We start from the raw sequence: 19,407 nt of genomic DNA, 5'->3' as shown, positions 1-19,407 counted from the left end.
ACACCCAAGCGAAAGAAGCCCCATGAAAACCGTCACCCTGAACAACGGCGTCGAAATGCCGATCCTCGGCTTCGGAGTCTTCCAGATCCCCGACGAGGAAACTCAGGCAGCGGTGGAAGCCGCCCTCGCCGCCGGTTACCGGCACCTGGACACCGCCGCCTCCTACGGCAACGAGGCCGCCGTCGGCGCCGCGATCAAGGCGAGCGGCATCGCCCGCGACGAACTCTTCATCACCACGAAGCTCTGGATCCAGCATGCCCCTGCCGGCAGCGTTCAAGAAGACACGAAGCGCGCGTTCGACAACTCACTGAGCCGGCTCGGACTGGACTACCTCGACCTGTACCTGATCCACCAGCCGCTGGGGGACTACTACAGCGAGTGGCGCGCCATGCAGGACATCCACAAAGACGGCCTCGCCCGCGCGATCGGGGTCTCGAACTTCCACCTCGACCGGCTAGTGGACCTCATCGACCACAACGAGATCGTCCCGGCCGTCAACCAGATCGAGACCCACCCCTTCCACCAGCGCGCCGCCGACCAGGCGCTGATGCGCGAACGCGGCGTCCAAATCGAGTCCTGGGGACCATTCGCCGAAGGCAAGAATGACCTGTTCACCAATCCGCTCCTCAGCGCCATCGCCGAAGCGCACGGCAAGTCCGTCGCCCAGGTCGTGCTCCGCTGGCTCATCCAGCGCGAAGTAGTCGTCATCCCCAAGTCAGTCCGGCCGGAACGCATGGCCCAGAACCTCGACGTCTTCGACTTCACCCTCACGGACGAGCAGATGAACCAGATCGCCACCCTCGACACCGGTGCCAGCCTCTTCTTCGACCATCGCGATCCCGCCATGGTGAGCTGGCTGGGCGGACGCAGGATCGCCTGAGACAGCAATGAGTTCCCGCCCCGCCCTCTTACAGCAAACTTGCAGCTTCTGTCCGGTTCCCGCACTGAGTTCCGGTTCTATCCTGAGGGGGTGGAGCAGCATACGGAGTCTGGGAGTGGCGAGCGGGAAGACCGCGAATCACGCTTCAGGGTGAGCCGGCGCAGGTTCCTAAGCGGGGCGGGAATGGCAGGGGCCGGATTGCTTGCCGGACTCGGGATCGCCAAGGCAGGCGTGTTGCCCGGGGGAACGGCCCCGGTCAGCGCAGCTACCCCGACGCCGGTGGCGTCACCCTCGCCGTCGGCCAGCGGCACGGCTTCCGGCCCTGCGATCCGTAGCTTCGTTTCAACTGCTTTGACCGCTGCCCGCGTTGCCAGCTGGGCTACCGGGCCGACGGGCGCAGGCCTCTTGTTCGTGGGACCGATGGGCCACGGCACCAACGGGCTGATCATGGACAACCACGGAGAACCGATATGGATGGAACCCACAGGTTCCGGCGTCACGGACCTTCGCGTGCAAGCCTTCGAAGGCCAAGCAGTGCTGACTTACTGGACTGGAATTGGAACGGGTGGCCACGGTGCAGGGAAGGGCGTCATCAAGGACGCCCGCTACCGCACCGTGGCCGAAGTCAACACAGGCAACGGGCTGCAGGCAGATCTGCACGAGTTCACCATTACCCCCGCCGGCACGGCGTTGATGATTTCCTACCCGACCGTCCGGCATGACCTGACGTCGGTGGGAGGACCCGCGCAGGGCTACATGTTTGACTGCCATGTCCAGGAAATCACCATCCGTTCCGCAAAGGTCCTCTTCGACTGGACGGCCTCGGACCACATAGACCTGACTGAGTCCTATTTACGCTCGTCCGATAACCCCAAGGCCGACGGTTCCGATGCCACGAAAGCGTTCGATCCGTTCCACCTCAATTCCGTGGACGAGAGCGGGGACGCGCTCCTCGTTTCGTCCCGCCACACGCACACCGCCTATCTGATCGGCCGTCCGGACGGAAAGATCCGCTGGCGCCTTGGCGGGAAGCACAGCGACTTCTCGATGACCCCGGAATCCGTCTTCGCTTGGCAGCATGATGTTCGACGCCGGCCCAACGGCATCATCAGCATGTTCGACAACCATTACAACCAAGGCACCACCGGCACATCGCGGGGGCTGCTCCTCGCCGTCGACGAAAAGGCGCACACCGCCGTCGTCAAGCAGGAGTTCAGCAGGGGCGGCCACCGGGGCGACGCCGAAGGGAACGTGCAGTTCCTGGATAACGGGCACGTGCTGGTGGGCTGGGGAGCGGACCCCGCCGCAACCGAATTCACTCCCGATGGGAAAGCAGTATTCGAGGCGACCGGCATCGGCGACGCCTCCTACCGCACCTACCGCTCGCCATGGACAGGCCGGCCGGACACCGTCCCGGACCTGGCCGCGGTCCCGGGCAATGGTTCCACCATGCAGCTATACACCAGCTGGAACGGCGCAACCGAGGTTGCCAAGTGGAGGTTCCTCACCGGAACCGGCCCCGGGTCCCTGTCCGAAGCAGTGACGGTTCCGCGTCGGGGCTTTGAAACCTCGACGGCGGTGGCCGCCGCTCCGAGGGCCGCCGTCGAGGCTTTGGACAAGTCCGGAAACGTTTTGGCGACGTCCACGGTCATCGCAACAGCCTGAGTCCAGGCCATTCGGCCTTCCGGCGGCGTTACGGCAGCAGGTGTTCGTGCGCGGCCGCCTCCACGGCGGCAGCTTCTGCCTCGGCCATTCGGGTCTCCGCGTCGACGTCGACGCGCCGGGTCATCAACCAATACAGCCCAGCGGAGACGGGGAGTCCGATGAACAATGAGATATCGGCGCCGTCGATGGCGTGGGCAATGAACCCGACGAAGAGCTTTCCGGCAGAGAAGAAGGGGATCATCACCACAAAGCCGACGAGGTAGGAGATGATGCCGGGCCAGCCCCAGCGTCCGTAGATCCCGTCCGGCTTGAAGATCTCGGCGATGGCGTAGTGGCCCTTGCGGACGATGAAGTAGTCGGTGAGGTTGACGGCCGTCCACGGAATGAAGAAGTACAGCACCAGCAGCAGGAAGTCGTTGAAGTTGGCGAGGAAGTCGGCCGAGGCCAGGTTCGCCAAGACCACGGAAATGAGGGCTGTGATGGAGATCGTGATGATCCGGAGCCTCAGGGTCGGCCGGATCTGTCGCACGCTGTCGATGGACGATATGAGGGTGAGCGAACCGCCGTACATGTTCAGTGCCGTCACGGAAAGCAAACCCAAGGCGGCGACGAACAAGGCGATGCCACCGAATCCGCCGAAGAGCTGGTCGGCCGTGGATTTGATCGAGCCGATGGTTTCGAAGTTCTCCCCGGCTGCGGCGCCAATGTACGCGCCGAGGAACATCACCCAAATGCCGCCGAGGGCGCTGCCCCAGAACGTCCACCGGAAAGTACCGCGTCCGCTGGACGGCGGGAGGTAGCGGGAATAGTCCGAGACATAGATGGCCCAGGAAATCTGGTAGCCGGCCGCAACCCCCAGCTGGCCCAGGAACGGTACCAGATGGAAATCGGCCAGGTTGTATGCGCCCGTGGGTATGGCAAGCTTTACGGCTGCAATCGTGAGCAGCGCCAGCATGACGATTGTCAGGTACGTCAGGTAGCGCTCAAAGGCATGGATGAGGTCGTAGCCGAAAAGGGCGATGACCACGGCGACAATGGTGACCACCCAGAACCACAGGTTTTGAGATCCGAAGTTCACCGACTCCGAGATCGCCTGGCCGGCCAGGATGGTGTTGAAGATGTTGAAGCCCGCGTACTGAAGATAGGCGAAGAGCCAAACCAGCAGGGCGCCGATGTAGCCGAATTGCGGACGGGACTGGATCATCTGCGGCAGGCCGAGTTGCGGGCCCTGCGAGGAGTGCGCCGCCATGAACAGCGTCCCGACGAGCACGCCGATGGCGATCGCGAGCAGTGACCAGATCAGGTTGCCACCGGTGGTGATGCTGATCAACCCCACTGCCAACGTCGCGATCTGGGCGTTGCTGACGAACCACAGCGGTCCGATGTGCGAAACCTTGCCGTGCCTCTCGTCCAAGGGAACGTAGTCGATCGACCGGACCTCCAGCCCGCGGCCCGATCCTTTGTCCGTGGTAGTGCTCATGGTGGATCTCCTTCGAAGCGTCTGGGCATCTTGACTTTGGTTTAGCACAGAGTGGGGCGGCCTAGAAGAGCTCGCAGGATTCCTAAACGAGCCGGTGGTGCTGCCACGTGGGGAACTGGTCCCGGGCCACCCGGACAGCCTCCGGTGAGAGGTCCAGCGTCGCTGTCCCCGGCTCCGCGCCGAGGCTATGCAGGACAGTCCCGAGGGGATCAACGAGCATGCTGTAGCCGATGGACACAGGCGGGGTCTGGGAGACGGCCGCCACGTATACGCCGTTTTCTATTGCCCGGGCCTTGGCCAGCGTGGCCCATTGCTCGGTCTTGGCTGTGCCGGGAACCCAGGAAGAGCAGACGAGGAGCACCTCGGCCCCGGCATCGGCCAGAAGGCGCGCCAACTCGGGGAAGCGCAGGTCGTAACAGGTCATCAACCCGAACGTCATGCCGCCGCAGGAAAAAGTGACAGGCACTGGCTCCGGCGCGGCTTTGATGTAATCCGATTCCCGGAACCCTTGGCAGTCAAACAGGTGGATCTTCCGGTAGCTGGCAAGGCGCGAAGCGTCCGGAGCGATGGCCACCAAGGTGTTGAAGGCCCGATTCCGCTCACCGGATGCTTCCAGGAGGCCAGCGACGACGGCGATCCCGTAACGCGCCGCCGTCGCCTGGAGCTTGGCAGCCACCGGGCCGTCAAGGGGTTCGGCCATGTCCACGAAGCTCCGGTCCACCCGGCTTTTCTCGTACGTCGAGTACTCAGGGAACACAATGAGGTTGGAGCCCTCGCGGGCGGCCCGGGCACAGAAATCCGCCATCAGGTCGAGGTTACGGCGGACGTCAGTGCCGGAATCGATCTGGGCCAGGGTGATGCGCATGCAGTCCTCATTTCTCAGTGTTCCGGCAGCACACTGTGGTCCGTCGTCATACCAGGGCGGCTTCTTTTTCCTCCATCACCATTTCCGGCGGCGCCTTCCGGAACCCCTTGGTGATGATGCCCAGTACCACGACGCCGACGCAGAGCCAGATCAGCCCGAGCGTGATGGCGTTCGAATCGAGCTGGGAGAGTAGGAACCCGTCGATGATCGCGCCCACTGCCGGCATGACCACGTAGAACAATACGCTGAGCCGGTGCCCTGAGCGTCGCTGGCGCAGGTAGTAGGCAATGACCGAGATGTTGACGAGCGTGAAGGCCGTGAACGCGCCGAAGTTGATGAACGACGTCGAAGTGGCAACGTCGAGGAACATGGCGATGAGCCCCACCGCGCCGGTAATGACGAGGTTGAATACCGGAGTGTGGAAGGACTTGTTCAACGCCCCGAAGACCTTCTTCGGCAGGACTGAATCCCGACCCATGGCAAAGAGGAGCCGTGAGGCGCTGGCTTGTGCCGCGAGCCCGGAGGCAAACTGGGACACCACGAGTCCCGCCAGGAAAACCGCGCCGAAGAATTGCCCGCCGATCTTCAAGGCAATGTCCGACGCCGCCGACGCCGAATCGTCAAACACCCCGCCGGGGTGGATCAACTGGGTCGTGTAGGACACGACGACGAAGATCGCACCGCCGATGAGAGCCACGAGCATGATCGCCTTCGGCACGGTCTTCTTCGGCTCGATGGTCTCCTCAGTGAGGGTGGACACGGCGTCGAAGCCCAGGAACGAGTACGCCGCGATGGCAGCGCCGGCGGTGATTTTGTCGAAGCTCGACGTGTCGTTGAAGAACGGAGCGGTGCTGATCAGGGCGCTCGCGCCGGAGGTTGAGACCAAGGTTCCCACGGACAGGGCAACGAACAGGACTATCACCAGCAGCTGAAAAGCCATCAGGAGGTAGTTGGCCTTGTCCGCCACCTTGACGCCAACCACGTTGAGCAGCGTGGTGATGGCGATGAATGCGACGATCCAGACCCCGATGGGAATGTCGGGGAACTGCGCCGTGAGGTAGGAACCCCCGATGAGCCAGATGACCATCGGCAGGAACAGGTAGTCCAGCAGGACAGCCCAACCGGCCAGGAATCCGATCCGGGAATCGATGGAGCGCCGGATATAGGTGTACGCGGAGCCGGCCACCGGATAGGCAACAGCCATCCGTCCATAGCTCTGCGCGGTGAAGAGCATCGCGACCATCGCCACCAAATAGGCCGACGGCGATGCTCCGCCAGTGGTTTCGGCGATCACGCCGAAGATCGCCAGCACGATGAGCGGGGTCAGGTACGCCAGCCCGAACAGGACCAGCGAGGGCAGTTTCAGGGCGCGCGCGAGGCTCGGTTGTGTAGTCACCGGTGGTTCCTTAGGAGTTGGAGGACCGCGGGGTCCAAGTAGTCGGGTCGATGCGGCCTTCGTAGACGGGCAGTTCGATGGCCGGTTCGCCGGGACGGAATTGGGACCAGGGGCGGTTGAGGTTTTCGGTCCCGTGCGTTCGGACGTGCTCGACGGCGGAGAGATCCAGTTCCGCGGCGAGAAGGGTGGGGGCGTCGTCGTCGGCCTCCGCTATGGTGTTCCCCTCGGGGTCGACGATCAGGCTGAGGCCCTTGCCGGTGGGACCCGCGCAGTTGACGCTGACCATGAAGACCTGGTTCACAATGGCATTTGCCTTGGCCAGGACCAGTTCTTGCTTGCGATCCGGCGTCGTGGTCTTGACGACATTGAGGATGACTTCGGCGCCCATCCACGCCAGCTGGCGGGTTACCTCGGGGAACCACGCGTCGTAGCAAATGTTCAGGCCGACCCTGCCGATCCCTTTCAGGTCAACGGTCGTGAATCGATCGCCGGGATCGTAGGGCTCAAAGGGGCGCCAAGGGAAGACCTTGCGGTAGTAGCCGGCAAGGTCGCCTTCCGGGGAGAGGACCACCTGGGTATTGAACAATTGCCCCTCGGGGCCGCGTTCGCAGACGCTGCCTGGAACCAGCCAGATACCCAGGTCCGCGGCGAGTTGCCGAAGTTCCTTGACGCGCGGACCGTCCAGCGGCTCGGCTGAATCCTGCAGGACTTCCGTACGTTGCAGGTCCGGATTGGAATCCCCGAAAAGGTGCAGTTCGGGGAAGACCACGAGCTTGCTGTGCGGTTGGGTCGCGACGGCGGCGGCGACCTCGGCTGCGAAGGCCTCGGTGGGCTCGCCGATCAGCCGGGGTGACGCTTGGGCGGCGATGAGGGGAAGGATGCGTTGCACTGGTTTCTCCACGTTGTCGTTGTGACTCGCCTCATATTAGATCATAATGATCAAATAAAAGGAAGGTGGATTTTGCCCCGTAAAGTAGCGGATATGACCCGTCAGCTCGAGGACACCACCGGCGACTCACCCATCGATGCTGCCCCTTTGCTCGGAATCGACCGCAGGAGCGCAATCGACGCCGTGCGGCTGCGGATCGGCATGGCGATATCCTTGGGGCTGCTTCAGCCGGGAGAGAGGCTGCCCGACCAGCAAGACGTCGCGCTGGGCCTATCGGTCAGCCCGATCACCGCTCGCAGGGCCCTGGCGAGCCTGGCTGATCAGGGCGTCGTTGTCCGCCGTCGTGGACGTGGCGGCGGAACCTTTGTCGCTGACGAGCCGCCGCAGAACGTGCTCGAGAAGCTCGCTGCGTCACCCGCCGAATCCCTTGCCGTGAACCGGCTTGTGGACCGTCGGCTGCTGTTCGAATGCGCGGTCACCCACTTCGCCGCGGTCAATGCCACGGCAGCGCAACTTGATGAGCTGGAGCGGCTTACCCACGAAATGGCCGGATCAACCAATTGGTCCGAGTATCACCAGGCCGACGAGCAGTTTCACCGGTTGGTCGCGGCGTCCTCGGGCTTGGGTCCGGCGGTCGATGTCTACAACGAGGCATTGGCGGAGCTCTACGCCTACTTCATCCCCTACCCGATCGAGTTCCTCCATGAGTCCAATAGGGATCACATTGCGCTCGTGAATGCCCTGCGGGCGGGCGACGATCGCGGCGCGGTGGAGGTGTCGCGGCGGCACGTGGACGTGTTGCACAAGACGATGTTCATGGGCCTGGCGGGCGGCGACGGCGCTAAGAGGGACAAAAAGGGGTAAACGACAGCTCCTGCGCTATCGTCCGGGATTTCGGACTAAAGATGGACGCCTTTTCGTGATCACTGTCACTTTGCGTGCTCTGATTGATTCTCAGTTGGGGACATCGGACTTCGGTTGTCAAAGTGAGGATTAGGCATGCAGGCCACAGGAAAAGCGGGAACGGGTGGGCCGCGCGTTGAGCGTCGTTCCATTGACTTTGTCCCGGAAAATGAACGCCATGGTTCGCCTGGCCAGCAGTTCACGCTCTGGTTCGGGGCGAACATGCAGATTACGGCCATTGTCGACGGCGCTTTGGCAGTACTGTTCGGCGCGGATGCGCTGTGGGCGATCATCGGCCTCCTGGTCGGAAACCTCTTGGGCGGCGCAGTCATGGCGCTTCACGCGGCCCAGGGGCCGAAGCTCGGCTTGCCTCAGATGATTTCCAGCCGGGCGCAGTTCGGAATCTTCGGGGCGGTGATTCCCTTGGTACTGGTGGTCGTGATGTACCTCGGCTTCGCCGCAACCGGTACTGTCCTCTCCGGACAGGCAATCAGCCTCATCCTCCACACGGGCACCCCTGCCGTCGGCATGATCGTCTTCGGGGTGCTCACCATCATCGTGGCGACCCTGGGCTACAAGTACATCCACATGTTGGGCCGCATTGCGACCGTCGTGGGTATCCTCGGCTTCACCTACCTGGGCATCCGGTTGTTGACCAGCCAGGACGTCGGCGCGCTCTTGGGAGCCGGCGGTTTCGAGTTCCCCACCTTCCTGCTCGCCATTTCGCTTGGCGCCGGATGGCAGCTGACGTACGGTCCGTACGTGGCCGACTACTCCCGGTACCTGCCTTCCAACACCCCAACACGCAAGACCTTCTTGTCGGCGTACTTCGGCACGGTGATTGGTTCCCAGTGGTCCATGACTCTCGGCGCGCTCTTCGCTGCCCTCGCATTGCCCAAAGGCGCACGCTTCCTGGACGGCCAAGTCGCTTTCCTCGGGAATCTGAGTGGTGGCGGACTGATCGCGGTGGTCATCTACCTGGTCATCGTGACCGGAAAACTGACCGTCAACACGCTGAACGCATATGGCGGCTACATGACCATGCTTACCTCGGTCACGGCGTTCACCCGCAAGTCTGCGGTGGCGTCATGGACCCGGTTCGCCTATGTGATCGGCTTTATCGGACTCTCAGTACTCATAGCAGTCCTCGCTTCTCCCGATTTCATCGCCAACTTCAAGAACTTCGTCCTTCTCCTGTTGATGGTATTCATCCCCTGGAGCTCCATTAACCTGGTGGACTACTACCTGGTTTCCAAGGAAAAGGTGGACATTCCGGCCTTGTACGACCTGAACGGGCGCTATGGACGTTGGAACAAGACCGCGCTGTTCAGCTACGCGATCGGCATCGTCGTCCAGATCCCATTCCTGGCGCAGACCCTCTACACCGGACCGATGACCGACCTTCTGGGCGGGGCGGATATCTCCTGGCTCGTAGGCCTCGTGGTCACGGCAATCGTGTTCTACCCGCTGGCAAAGAGGAACTCCAACGCTCCGGCCGAGATGGTCTACCCGACTGAACCCGGCTCGGAGGCAGTAGCTCCGCTGGCCGGCTCAGTGCCGAACACCGCAGCAGTTTAGTCTCTGCGCCGTTCCCCCTCGGACGCTCGCTCACCTTTGGGGTGTTTTCGGCGGACGCTCGCTCACATCATGTGAGCGAGCGTCCTGGCATTTGGCCATATATGTGAGCGCGCGTCCCGGCTTTTGGCCATATATGTGAGCGCGCGTTCCTGTCGACGTCCCGGGAACAGTTGGTTTTAGGTTCCGACGGCGGCAGTCCTGTTGCGCCGTCGTCGAGCGTTTGCGCCGTTCCCCCTCGGACGCTCGCTCACCTTTGGGGTGTTTTCGGCAGACGCTCGCTCACTTGAGGTGAGCGCGCGTCCCGGCTTTTGGCCATATATGTGAGCGCGCGTCTCCGCCATGTAGGATACGACGTCGGCATCAGGCCTGGGTGCCCAGCCTGCGGGAAATCTCCCTGGCGCATCTGGTCACTTCAGGAATCCACTCCCGGGCGACGTCCTCGATGCGGACGGCCCGTTCCTCGGCGGTCTCGGCGTCCTTGGCCCGGTGCCGGGTGCCTCCGCCGGGAAACGCCCGGTTCGACACCGTCAATGTCACGCTGGCCACCGGATAGCGCTGCCGGTCGAGGACAGCGACGGCAACAGAGGAAAACCCCTCGGTGACTTCGTCCTGCTCCCACGCATATCCGAGTGAACGCGCCCGAGCCAACAGATCCTGCAACGCGGGCAAGGACTGCGGGCCTTTGCTGTGGCGCTCGGCGAACGCCTCCGGTCCAGGGAAAAGCGCAGCCACCTGGGCGGGATCCATCTGGGCCATCATCGCCCTGCCGCTGGCCGTCAGGTGGGCCGGAAGCCGGACCCCGGTGTCTGTGACAAGGGGGCTTTGCCGCGGAGCCCGCTCCTCGATCACGTATACGACGTCGCGCCCGTGCATCACGGCAAGATGGGCAGTCCGACGGGTGCGGGCGACGAGCCGGGACAGAGGGAACCGGGCAATCCGCTGGATCGGAGCCTGCCGCGAATACCCTGTCCCCAACTCATGGGCGGTCACTCCCAGGGCGTACTTGCGCTCCTCGGGAAGGTGGACCAGAAAGCCGTCATCGATCAGTGAGGAGATGAGCTGATACGTGGTTGATCGGGGCAAGCCAACATCGCGCGCAATGATGGACGCGCTGACCGGGCCGGCCTGGCCTGCGACGTATCTGAGAACCGCCAGCACCTGGGCCGCAGCCGGTGCCTTGGGCCGCACGGATTGACTGTACATTCTCCTAGAATACGCGGCGGAATGTCCGGTATACCGGACGTTGATGCCACGCCCCGTTCTAGGACAATCCCGCCAAGCGGGCCCGTGCCGTTTCTGCGGTCCGGCGTTCCCGGACGGCTAGCCGGGCTGCCAGTTTGCGGTTCCGCTCAGCCAAGGTGATCGCCCACTCCGTCGCTGCGAGTTCCTGCTGCAGCGCCGCCAGCTTGTCTTTGGCAGCTTTGACTTCGACGGCGAGTTGCTCGCTCCGGCGCACGGCCTCGGACTTTTCGCGCTCGGCCTGGGCGAGTTCCAGGTCAGCCTTGTCCGCGTTGCGCTCAGCCTCCACGAGCGCGGTTTGTGCCTTCTCACGTTCGCGCTCCGAGTCGGCGCGTGCGCCCTCCGATCCTGCCCGCCCGCGCTGCCGCCCGCCGTCGTCGCGCTCTTCGTTCGTGGTACCCGCCGCGGGAAGTGCGCCGGAAATCGCCACCGCGCCCGTGAGGTCCACGGGTTCCAATCCGTTCGTGGCGAGCGAACGCACCAGCTGCCCGCTGCGGAGCGCCGCCGCAGCGCCGGGATCGGTCATTGCGGCCCTCAGCGTGGCCTCGATCTCCATCGCGGCGGCGCCACTGACCTTGACGCCGAGGCCTTCCGCGACTGCCCGGGCCTGCTCGACGGCGGCGCCCAGGACGCGCGGGCGCTGTTGGCCGAGCGTACGGAGGCGCTCGTGATCTTGCTGCTCCTGGGCGCTCCCGAGCGATGCCCCAAGCTCCAGGACGCCCGCGAATTCCTTGGTGCCGTGCCGGACGAGCATGTTGACGGCCCACGCCGCCGTCGAAGGCTTGGGCAACTGGGCGATCTGTTTCGCCAGTTCGGCGTCCCCCGCGGACTTGGCTTCCTTGGCCCGCGCGGTGCGGGCCGCCGTGAAGGCCGAGGGAACCAGTGTGTAAAGTTCGACGGCGATCGCGGCTAGTTCCATAGTGGAAGCGTGTGCCGTATTACTCGGCGAGGAATTCAGCGAGTGCGTCAGCCATGACTCCAGGTTCCCAGCCGTGGTTGGCGCCCGGAATGGTGGCTTTCCGGGCACTCGGGATATTGGCCACGATGGAGTCGGCCGCTTTCGGCATGATCGGGATGGTTTGCTCGCCGACGATCGCAAGGGTGGGCTGGGTGATGCCGGACCATAGCTGGGCGCGTGGCGCGGACTGGGTCCACGCGAGCGATTCGGCGTCGGCTGAAAGGCTGGGGCCCATTTCGAGCATGATGGGCCATCCTGGGCTGTTCTTGGCGCCGGCCAGCCACTCCGGCGGCATGTCCTTCATGTAGTACTCGATGGTGCTGGCCTTGTCGCCGGATGCGATCCGTTCCTGGAGCCCTGCGAAGAATTCAGCCCCGCCGGTCCCGAGTTCGTCGCTCAAGGGAGTCTCCCACAGGGCCAGCTTCGTGACGGGTAGGCCGGCCGCCGCCGCTGCCAGGGAGATCGAGCCACCGGAAGAGCTCCCGAAGAGCGCAGCCTTGCTTCCTGCGATGTCGATGAGCGTTGCGAGATCGTCGATGTTGTCCTTAAGGCTGAATGACGGAGCCTCAGCGCTTTCCCCGCGGCCGCGCCTGTCGTAATTGAGGACCGTGAACCCCTTGGCGGCCAGGAGCTTGGCCATTTCCACGGTGTTGGGGTCGAAACCCCTGAATTGCATCGCACCGCCAACCAGGATCACGGCAGGTCCCTCGCCGTATTGGTCATACCCAATGCGGGTACCGTCTTTCGAGATCGCAATTTCGGACATCCCAGATCCTTTGATTTGGCTGACAGTAGGTTCCTAAACTCTGGGGCTCAGCCACTTGCGGGTCAAGGGGAGAGGGGCTCTTAGCAGGAGTTCTTAAGAGCTTCTTAAATGCCGCACGCGAGAGTGGAAGCAGACCGCACAACGGCCTCCACACCCCGAACCGGAGATTTCATGTCATCGCACGCCAAGCAGAACACTTCCGCGGAAGTCCGCACTTCCGCCGTCGTCGGTCACAGTGTGCCGTTGCTTCCACAGCCTCGGTATTGGCTCCTGTGGGGCATTGTGCTCGCCGCGGCAGTCCTTGCCATTGGCTTCAGCGTGCAGTCGGTAGCAGGCGTGACCACCAGCGAATTCGGAGTTGACCAGGAACTCAGCCGCCATCACGTGGGCGCACTGACCACCGTGGCCATGGCACTGAACTTCCTCTTCGCCCCGGTAGCCGGAGCGTGCATTGTCCTGGTGATCGGCTTGTTCGTTTTCCTGGTTCGGAAGTCCTTCGTACGGGCGGTCATGTTTGTGCTCTTCGCATGTTCGGGCTGGGTTGCCAGCGAGGTGTTCAAACTTATCGTTGCCCGCCACCGGCCCAATCCTGCGCTTCTTTTCGACCCACTGGCCCCGGAAACGGGTTCCAACAGCTTTCCCAGCGGCCACACCGCCTTCGCCGTAGCGCTCGCCTTCGCCTTGTACTTCCTGGTCAGGGGCACACGATGGGGCGTCATCACCGCGTGGGCCGGCGCCGTCCTGGCCGTGGTGGTGGCGTGGTCCCGGATCTATATCGGAGTCCACTACCCCAGCGACGTTGTGGCGTCGTTCCTGGCCACCACCGCCATAGTCATCGTTTTGGCCGGGCTCTGGAACCGGTACGTACCGCGAGTCATCGGGCGGCTGCCATTTGGCGTTGCCTCAGAAGCAACCTCGTCAGAAGCAACCGCCTCGGACGCGGCCGCAACCCAAGCACACGGATCCTGAGGAGGACCCCATGCACGTACTATCTGCCATGCCCGCATTCCTTGATCCCACCACCCTCCTTCAGGGCTTGGGACCCGCGGCGCTCGGCGTCGTGGCGTTGATCGTCTTCATCGAATCCGGTCTCCTTTTCCCGTTCCTGCCCGGGGACTCTTTGCTATTCACTACCGGCCTGCTTCACCAGCAACTGCAGCTCGAATTGCCGGTGTTGATCGCCGTCGTTTCCGCCGCTGCAATCGCCGGAGACCAGATCGGCTACATGCTCGGGCGCAAGTTCGGGCGGCGCTGGTTCAAGGATGATGCCAGGGTCCTGAAGACCGCGCACCTGGATACGGCCGAGGAATTCTTCAAGCGCCGCGGCGGCCCCGCGATTGTCCTGGCCCGCTTTGTCCCCATCGTGCGGACATTTGCGCCGCTGAGCGCAGGCATCGCCCGCTACAACTACAAATCGTTCACCCTGTGGAACATCGCCGGCGCCGTCATTTGGGGAACCTCCGTGACGCTCCTCGGCTCCTGGTTGGGACACTACGAGTTCATCGCGAACAACATTGACGCCATCGCCGTGATCATGGTTTTGGTCTCCGTCTTGCCGTGGGGAGCCGAGTTCCTCAAAAAACGGCGCAAGGCCAAGGTGGGCGCCGCGAACGGGCACGCCGGGGAAGAATAGACAGCATGACAACAGCTGAGCGGCCGTCCCTCCTCCTGGTCGAAGACGACGCGGCCCTGGGGCCGCTCATCAGCGAACTCCTGGAGCCGGACTTCTCCGTTCACCTGGCAGTCAATGGGCACGACGGCCTCCACCTCGGATTGACCCGGAGTTGGGATGCGATGGTTATTGACCGCGGGCTGCCCATCATGGACGGCATCGCCTTGATCAAAGCCCTTCGGGCCAAGGGGATCGCCACCCCGATCCTCATCCTGACGGCGCTCGGTGCCACCGATGAGAAGATCCGGGGCCTCGACGCCGGGGCTAACGACTACATGAGCAAACCGTTCGACGCCATGGAGCTGGCCGCACGCTTGCGAGCCCTGACCAGAACGTATGCCCATCTGCCCACGACTCTGGGAATCGGGGACTGGGAGCTCGACGCCGGCGCCCGCTCCATGCGCTCCGTGTACGGTTCCGTGGTCACCCTGACGGCGAAGGAAGCCGGGCTCCTCGAAACCTTGGCCGGTGAGCCGGAACGTGTCTTTACCCGTGAAGACCTCATCAACACCCTGTTCCACCCCACGGACCAGCCCGGCGTGATCGACACCTACGTCCACCACCTGCGCCGTAAGATCTCCAAAACGGTGATCCGGACGGTCCACGGCCTCGGATACCAGATCGGCGACCCCCATGACTAAGAAAAATTCCCATGAGTGAGAACCCGGACCAAGCGACACTGCGCAAAGCATCCCTGAAGATCGCGGTGCGGATCAGCGCGGCATGCGCGGTTTTGGTGCTCTGCCTGTTGGCGGCCGCGGCGTTCTATCTTTTCAACCAGCCGCTCCAGCCCGGATTACCAGGATCCAAAGAGGCCGACTCTGTCTTCGCCTACCTCGACTTGAAGGACCTCCTCAAGGCCATGATCGTTGCGGGCGTGGCAGGGATCTTCCTTGCCGGGGCCATCGGCTGGCTCAGTTCGCGGAGTGCCATCAGGCCCCTGGGAGAAGCGCTCGCACTGCAGCGACGCTTCGTCCAGGACGCCAGCCACGAATTGCGCACACCCCTGGCCATCCTGGATGCACGGGTCCAGCTGGCCCAGCGCGATGCCCCGGCGGACTCCAAAACCGGGGAAGCGCTCGCCCGCATCCGCAATGACACTGCGACCCTCACGGGCATCGTCAACGAATTGCTTGTGGCGGCCACCGGCTCGCGTCCGGATGCTGCCGCAGAGCCGAGCGATCTCGCCAAGGTGGCAGGCGCCGTCGTCGAGAGCTTGCAGCAGCTCGCAGGGGAGAAAAACGTCCGAGTCGCCCTGACGGAAAAGGACCGCCCCTTCGCACTCATTGACGCCAATGGCTTCCGCCGCGCCCTCCTTGCCCTGGCCGACAATGCTCTGGCGCACACCCCCGCTGGCGGCCAAGTGGGGATCACGACGGCGGTGCTCGGCAACCGCGCAGTGGTCACCGTCTCGGATTCCGGGGCCGGGATCAACGGAGTTGACCAGACACGGATCTTCGACCGCTTCGTGAGGACACACAGCCCCGACGGCGCACCGGGCCAGCGCAGCTTCGGAATCGGCTTGGCGTTGGTCCGTGAAATCATCACCGGGGCCCGCGGCACTGTGGAGGTTGAGCGCAGCGGTCCGAGGGGAACGGTCATGAGGATCACGCTGCCACTCGCCCCGAAGGACACGGCTCCGAATGACACGGCGCCAGGCTCGGCATTGCCTTCTTAGGCGGCCTGCAGGTTGGTGACGCGGGCGTATTTGAGAGCTTTGGCGTGGTGTCGTAGCCTGCGGCGGTGGTGCCTGGAACGCGCAGGTTGAATTTCCGGTTCCTGGGTTCCGGGCAGGTGCGGCGCTGTTGATCGATACAGGTGGCCGGTCGGGGTGCGGATGTCGAGGACGTGCCGTGTCCCGGGGCCGGTTTATGCTGCTCCGGTTCGTGCCGACCCGGCTTTTGCTGTCCAGCCGGGGAGCTCTTTGGTGTGGTTGCAGGCTTCGCACACGCCCGCCCCGTTCGTCAGGCTGGTGGAGCCGCCGTCGTGCCAAGGGATGATGTGGTCGAAATGCCGGATCGGCGCGTCGCAGTACGGTGTCCGGCAGGTGTCGTCCCGGGCCTCGATGAAGCGCCGCAGCCCGGGCGGGTACAGCCGGGCGCGGGAGTCGACGCCGACCAGGTCCCCGGTTGCGGGGGCGGTGAAGAGGCGCCGGAGCCAGACCTTCAAATCGTGATCCTCGGACTGGCCGCGTTTGGTCTTGCCGCTGCCGCCGTTGAGCAGTGTCCTGGCCCAGGCGGCGGGGACGATGCCGTAGCCGGGCAGGCGTGCCGGTTCGGCATCGCCCTGGAACAGGGCCCGGTCGGTCATGACGAGCTGGACTTCCACGCCGCTGATGCCTGTCGGCCGGTACACCGGCGGCCGCGTCGGCGCTGCGTTGGGCGGTATCGAAGGCGACGGCGATCCGGGCCTGCGGGGCTGCGGCCGCGGACTTCAGATCCTCCAGAGCACGCAACTGGTCAATCAACTCTGCGCGGTCGGCCGGTTCGGTGCCGCCGGCGTATGGCCTGAACGAGGCAACGGTATCGATCAATTCCCGCACCCAGGCACCTGACACCCGAGCCTCCGGAACCGCATCGCCGAACGGCGCGCCTGCTCCGATCAGCTGCGTTCCCCGGTTCCCGGCCATAACCAAAGCATTTCAGGGACCTACGACAGTATTAGGTCGAAGATCGTCTGGCAGCCAAAAAACCCGGAAATCGGCAGAACTTTTTCATAGCGGACCGCTCCCGCCCAGCTCTGGCGTGCGTCGCCGAAGCAGACGAGAATGGCTTCGTGGTTCCCCCTCGTCCTAGCGGGGACAGCACCTTGATGAACCCCGCTGCCAGAAAGATTCAAAGCATCTTTCTCACGTTGACCCTTGGCAATACCCTTGCGGCCTCGTTCATTTGGGGGATCAATACCCTCTTCCTGCTGGATGCGGGACTCAGCAACCTCGAGGCCTTTGCAGCGAACGCCTTCTTCACAGCCGGCATGGTGGTCTTCGAAGTGCCGACAGGAGTGGTGGCCGATGGGTGGGGACGCCGCGTTTCGTTCCTTCTTGGCACTGTGACGCTGGCCGGATCCACCTACCTCTACTTTCTGCTCTGGCAGCTTTCCGCCCCGTTCTGGTGGTGGGCCGTGGTATCGGTATTGCTCGGTCTGGGCTTCACCTTCTTCTCGGGTGCCGTGGAGGCCTGGCTCGTCGACGCGTTGCGCTTCACTGGATATGAGGGCGGCTTGGAGACGGTGCTCGGGCGCGGACAGATGGTGTCGGGTGCCGCCATGCTTGCGGGCTCAGTGGCTGGCGGGGTGATCGCGCAGGCCACCAACCTGGGAGTGCCGTTCCTGATCCGCGTCGGCGTGCTCCTCGCGATGTTCGTCGTGGCCTTCTTGCTCATGCGCGACGTCGGGTTCACCCCCGAACGCTCTGCCCATCCACTCAAGGCGACCCGCGCCGTCCTCGACGCCTCGATCGAGAACGGTTTGAAAAATCCACCCGTACGGTACGTGATGCTGGCAGCGCCGTTCAGCGCCGGCGTCGGGATCTATGTGTTCTATGCCCTGCAGCCGTACCTGCTTCAGCTCTTCGGTGACCGGCACGCGTACTCCGCGGCCGGGCTGGCGGCGGCCATCGTGGCCGGAGCGCAGGTGTTGGGCGGGTGGCTTGCACCGCGTATCCGGCGTCTCGTGCGCAAACGCACCACCGTGTTGATTCTGAGCGGAGGGGTGAGCGCATCGATTCTGGTGGTGCTGGGGTTCACGAATATTTTCTGGGTGGCGCTGGCCTTATTGACGTTCTGGGCCATGGTCGACTCGGCCGCCACACCGGTGCGGCAGGCCTACGTTAACGACATGATCCCGTCGAAGCAGCGGGCAACAGTGCTTAGCTTCGACTCGCTGATGGGATCAAGCGGCGGAGTGGTGGTGCAGCCGCTGCTCGGCCGGGCGGCCGATGTGTACGGCTACTCCATTTCGTTGGCGATCAGCGGCGTCATCGAGTTGATCGCGGTGCCGTTCCTCTTGGCGAGTCGTCGGCAGGGCTCTTTGGCCGATCAGGCCAACGCCTCGATCGCTGCATCGGACGCGGAACCCCGTAGGAATTGACCTACGGAAGCCGTGAAGCCCGGAGGAGCGTGGGTTGGCCGGCCTTGTCAGGATCAAGCGGTACAGGGCTAATTAGCACAGCTGGGCCACGATGCAGAGTGCCATCCGAAAGCGGTTGGCAGCGCACGCCGCCGCGGCCTCGCATGGCGGCATGCGCGCCCGGAGCCAGGACTTGGTCCATCCAAGCGCAGGGGTGGGCAGGCCGTCCGCCCCGGAACCGTATAAGGCCGCCGCCGGACTCCAACGCGAACTCCCCGCCCAGCAGGGGAGCCAGATGGGCTCCCCGGAGGACTACATTCCGGCGCGTGAGGAGCGGGTCAAAGGGTGCGACGCCCAACTCGGCGGCCATCGCTTCGAGCGACTCGATGGCCATCAGGGTGACTGCTGCATCCATGTGCGCGGCCTTGCCGAAAAACCGGTCGCCGACGATGCCCTTTCCGCTTACGACGTCGACCTGCTCGGCATCCGTGGTGGGCACCTCGGCGGCACCATCGCGTGCACGGCCGAAGTAGGCGTGGCCGGAGGACACGAGCAGATGCAGGATCTCCACGTCGTATCTGTAGCTTGCGGTCATGCCATAAGGCTATGCCTATCCCGGGTCAGTAACCCCGGCCCACTCAAACCTCAGTCTTTAAAGCTAATTCTTGCGACGCTGGAAATCAGCGAACGCTCCGATGCCGGTTCCCACAAGGGCGATGCCGGCAAGTATTGCCCACCATGGCTGCATGCTTCCGGCAGCCTTTATGAATAGCAGGACTGCTACTAGCGCAAATAGAACCAGGGAAATGGGAATGTCACGAGTACGTTTAGGAGTCAAAGCATGCTTCCTTGATCGCGGAGATGCCTAGAATCGTTTGTTCCGGGGACAGCAACAGTACTGACTTTACTTGGCGAATGAACCCCTTCACCTAAAGGAGCTGGCGATGCTTGGGCAACCCCCGCACTCGACGCCGTGACCCCACCGACGACAAGTCCGACGAGTAGAGCCCTTCCGATTGAACCTAGCTTCGACGCGTTTGACATGGATCAC

At 63.6% G+C, this 19,407-nt stretch carries 18 protein-coding genes and 1 pseudogene; 10 read left to right on the top strand and 9 right to left on the bottom strand.

The window, feature by feature from the left end; genetic code table 11:
• The first annotated feature begins 22 nt into the window (after nucleotides 1-22).
• Together ACSVHC_RS06730 and ACSVHC_RS06725 are read left to right on the top strand one after the other, a co-directional pair.
• Entirely contained in the window at nucleotides 23-880 is an 858-nt protein-coding gene (locus ACSVHC_RS06730) for an aldo/keto reductase (protein ID WP_437772516.1), read from the top strand.
• Between the two features lie 90 nt (nucleotides 881-970).
• Complete coding sequence (locus ACSVHC_RS06725) at nucleotides 971-2,545, top strand: arylsulfotransferase family protein (protein ID WP_437772517.1); 1,575 nt, start codon at nucleotides 971-973, stop codon at nucleotides 2,543-2,545.
• Between the two features lie 28 nt (nucleotides 2,546-2,573).
• Here the strand turns inward: ACSVHC_RS06725 and ACSVHC_RS06720 are convergent, their stop codons facing one another.
• The 4 genes from ACSVHC_RS06720 to ACSVHC_RS06705 form a co-directional block, all read right to left on the bottom strand.
• Nucleotides 2,574-4,025, bottom strand: a complete 1,452-nt coding sequence (locus tag ACSVHC_RS06720; RefSeq protein ID WP_437772518.1) for a purine-cytosine permease family protein — start codon at nucleotides 4,023-4,025, stop codon at nucleotides 2,574-2,576.
• An 82-nt stretch (nucleotides 4,026-4,107) separates the two neighbouring features.
• The gene (locus ACSVHC_RS06715; protein WP_439180677.1) at nucleotides 4,108-4,890 is read right to left on the bottom strand and encodes a carbon-nitrogen hydrolase family protein; all 783 of its coding nucleotides are present in this window, start codon (nucleotides 4,888-4,890) and stop codon (nucleotides 4,108-4,110) included.
• 46 nt (nucleotides 4,891-4,936) lie between these two features.
• On the bottom strand, nucleotides 4,937-6,286 hold the full coding sequence (locus tag ACSVHC_RS06710) for an APC family permease (protein ID WP_437772520.1): 1,350 nt from the start codon (nucleotides 6,284-6,286) through the stop codon (nucleotides 4,937-4,939).
• A 10-nt stretch (nucleotides 6,287-6,296) separates the two neighbouring features.
• Nucleotides 6,297-7,175 (bottom strand): carbon-nitrogen hydrolase family protein, encoded by an 879-nt coding sequence (locus ACSVHC_RS06705; RefSeq protein WP_439180676.1) that lies wholly within the window; start codon nucleotides 7,173-7,175, stop codon nucleotides 6,297-6,299.
• Between the two features lie 93 nt (nucleotides 7,176-7,268).
• Here ACSVHC_RS06705 and ACSVHC_RS06700 point away from each other — a divergent pair, with 93 nt between their 5' ends.
• Both ACSVHC_RS06700 and ACSVHC_RS06695 read left to right on the top strand, forming a co-directional pair.
• Nucleotides 7,269-8,039 (top strand): FadR/GntR family transcriptional regulator, encoded by a 771-nt coding sequence (locus ACSVHC_RS06700; RefSeq protein ID WP_437772522.1) that lies wholly within the window; start codon nucleotides 7,269-7,271, stop codon nucleotides 8,037-8,039.
• Between the two features lie 135 nt (nucleotides 8,040-8,174).
• The gene (locus ACSVHC_RS06695) at nucleotides 8,175-9,656 is read left to right on the top strand and encodes a purine-cytosine permease family protein (protein ID WP_437772523.1); all 1,482 of its coding nucleotides are present in this window, start codon (nucleotides 8,175-8,177) and stop codon (nucleotides 9,654-9,656) included.
• Nucleotides 9,657-10,016: 360 nt separating this feature from the next.
• Here the strand turns inward: ACSVHC_RS06695 and ACSVHC_RS06690 are convergent, their stop codons facing one another.
• The 3 genes from ACSVHC_RS06690 to ACSVHC_RS06680 are packed head-to-tail and all read right to left on the bottom strand — an operon-like array spanning nucleotide 10,017 to nucleotide 12,619.
• Entirely contained in the window at nucleotides 10,017-10,859 is an 843-nt protein-coding gene (locus ACSVHC_RS06690) for an IclR family transcriptional regulator (RefSeq protein WP_437772524.1), read from the bottom strand.
• Between the two features lie 58 nt (nucleotides 10,860-10,917).
• Entirely contained in the window at nucleotides 10,918-11,814 is an 897-nt protein-coding gene (locus ACSVHC_RS06685) for a hypothetical protein (protein WP_437772525.1), read from the bottom strand.
• 19 nt (nucleotides 11,815-11,833) lie between these two features.
• The gene (locus ACSVHC_RS06680; RefSeq protein WP_439180675.1) at nucleotides 11,834-12,619 is read right to left on the bottom strand and encodes an alpha/beta fold hydrolase; all 786 of its coding nucleotides are present in this window, start codon (nucleotides 12,617-12,619) and stop codon (nucleotides 11,834-11,836) included.
• Nucleotides 12,620-12,790: 171 nt separating this feature from the next.
• Here ACSVHC_RS06680 and ACSVHC_RS06675 point away from each other — a divergent pair, with 171 nt between their 5' ends.
• From ACSVHC_RS06675 to ACSVHC_RS06660, 4 genes are read left to right on the top strand one after another with little or no spacing between them, the layout of a single operon-like run.
• Nucleotides 12,791-13,588, top strand: coding sequence for a phosphatase PAP2 family protein (locus ACSVHC_RS06675; protein ID WP_437772527.1), 798 nt, complete (start codon nucleotides 12,791-12,793; stop codon nucleotides 13,586-13,588).
• A 10-nt stretch (nucleotides 13,589-13,598) separates the two neighbouring features.
• Complete coding sequence (locus ACSVHC_RS06670; protein ID WP_437772528.1) at nucleotides 13,599-14,252, top strand: DedA family protein; 654 nt, start codon at nucleotides 13,599-13,601, stop codon at nucleotides 14,250-14,252.
• Between the two features lie 5 nt (nucleotides 14,253-14,257).
• Nucleotides 14,258-14,932: a response regulator transcription factor gene (locus tag ACSVHC_RS06665; protein ID WP_437772529.1), complete on the top strand. Its 675-nt coding sequence runs from the start codon at nucleotides 14,258-14,260 to the stop codon at nucleotides 14,930-14,932.
• 11 nt (nucleotides 14,933-14,943) lie between these two features.
• Complete coding sequence (locus tag ACSVHC_RS06660) at nucleotides 14,944-15,969, top strand: sensor histidine kinase (protein WP_437772530.1); 1,026 nt, start codon at nucleotides 14,944-14,946, stop codon at nucleotides 15,967-15,969.
• Here ACSVHC_RS06660 and ACSVHC_RS06655 read toward each other — a convergent pair.
• Nucleotides 15,966-16,637 (bottom strand): annotated as a pseudogene (locus ACSVHC_RS06655) (HNH endonuclease); the annotation flags it as partial. The gene ACSVHC_RS06660 and the pseudogene ACSVHC_RS06655 sit on opposite strands and share 4 nt — an antisense overlap.
• Here ACSVHC_RS06655 and ACSVHC_RS06650 point away from each other — a divergent pair.
• The gene (locus tag ACSVHC_RS06650; protein ID WP_437774113.1) at nucleotides 16,600-16,845 is read left to right on the top strand and encodes a hypothetical protein; all 246 of its coding nucleotides are present in this window, start codon (nucleotides 16,600-16,602) and stop codon (nucleotides 16,843-16,845) included. The pseudogene ACSVHC_RS06655 and the gene ACSVHC_RS06650 sit on opposite strands and share 38 nt — an antisense overlap.
• Nucleotides 16,846-17,102: 257 nt before the next feature.
• Nucleotides 17,103-18,377 carry an MFS transporter gene (locus ACSVHC_RS06645; protein ID WP_437773960.1) on the top strand — a complete coding sequence of 425 codons (1,275 nt, stop codon included), beginning with the start codon at nucleotides 17,103-17,105 and terminating at the stop codon, nucleotides 18,375-18,377.
• Between the two features lies 1 nt (nucleotide 18,378).
• On the opposite strand, the gene ACSVHC_RS06640 is transcribed toward ACSVHC_RS06645, so the two are convergent.
• Nucleotides 18,379-18,951, bottom strand: coding sequence for an MOSC domain-containing protein (locus ACSVHC_RS06640; protein WP_437772531.1), 573 nt, complete (start codon nucleotides 18,949-18,951; stop codon nucleotides 18,379-18,381).
• Nucleotides 18,952-19,407: the final 456 nt, after the last annotated feature.

Origin of the sequence: Arthrobacter sp. KNU-44, assembly GCF_051843155.1 — a bacterium.
Taxonomy (GTDB): Bacteria; Actinomycetota; Actinomycetes; order Actinomycetales; family Micrococcaceae; genus Arthrobacter.
The sequence above is the reverse complement of the archived record's forward strand: the minus strand, read 5'-3'. Positions and strand labels throughout refer to the sequence as shown.